Genomic DNA, 279 nt, shown 5'->3' with positions numbered 1-279 from the left:
ACCCAATTAACCGGGTTCGGAGCATATTGGTAATGATTGATTCCACCCACTAAACCAATCGGGTCTTGATTTATAAAACGTTGTTGTTTGGGGCTGTAATAACGGTAGCGGTTGTAATGTAGGCCGCTCTCTTCATCTAAATACTGCCCTTGAAAACGAATTGGCTGAGTAAAGCTATTTGTAGTGCTTACCTCTGGCCCTTCATAACCATACACATCGGCTTGGTTTTCCCACACGACTTCTGCTTTGTTGTTGGTTACAAAACGTGGAGTATTCAGT

The 279-nt window shown here is 43.0% G+C and carries 1 protein-coding gene; it reads right to left on the bottom strand.

The annotated features are described in order from the left end of the window. Positions 1-279 (bottom strand): RHS repeat-associated core domain-containing protein (locus tag AAEY78_RS12775; RefSeq protein ID WP_352339699.1); only part of this gene is annotated, 279 nt, incomplete at both ends.

The organism is Psychrobacter sp. 16-MNA-CIBAN-0192, assembly GCF_040309565.1.
GTDB lineage: Bacteria > Pseudomonadota > Gammaproteobacteria > Pseudomonadales > Moraxellaceae > Psychrobacter.
Note: the sequence above shows the minus strand (reverse complement) of the source record. Positions and strands in the feature narration are given on the sequence as shown.